Source organism: Ferrovum myxofaciens (assembly GCF_000735045.1).
Lineage (GTDB): Bacteria > Pseudomonadota > Gammaproteobacteria > Burkholderiales > Ferrovaceae > Ferrovum > Ferrovum myxofaciens.
Genome location: NZ_JPOQ01000416.1, coordinates 1 through 380 on the forward strand (window position 1 = coordinate 1; position 380 = coordinate 380).

The window sequence follows — 380 nt, forward strand, 5'->3', positions numbered from 1 at the left end:
CCGGGTCTTCATCTATGGCCAACCCGTAGATGCCCGCAAATCCTATGACGGACTCTATGCCTTGGCACGCAACGAAATGAAGCAGGACCCCTTGAGCGGACATCTGTTCTGCTTCATCAATCGGCGAGCCAACCAGATCAAGGTCTTGTATTGGGATCGCTCCGGTTTCTGTCTGTGGAGCAAAAAATTGGAAGTTGGAAGGTTTGTCTCTGACTGGGGTCAGATCCGCTCTTCCGAAACCGATTGGACCCACTTCAAACTCCTGCTGGAGGGGGTTGAACCCAAATCCTTTCGCAAGCGCTATTCCCGTCTGCCAGCCACCTGAAATCAGGGTGAAAATAATTCATAAATATGCCCGAAAAATCAACATAACCGATTGA

At 50.0% G+C, this 380-nt stretch carries 1 protein-coding gene; it reads left to right on the forward strand.

Annotated elements, in window-relative coordinates; genetic code table 11:
* Nucleotides 1-325, forward strand: a 325-nt coding sequence (gene tnpB / locus IV91_RS0114325; protein ID WP_031599519.1) for an IS66 family insertion sequence element accessory protein TnpB, incomplete at its 5' end; no start/stop codon positions are given.
* Nucleotides 326-380: the final 55 nt, after the last annotated feature.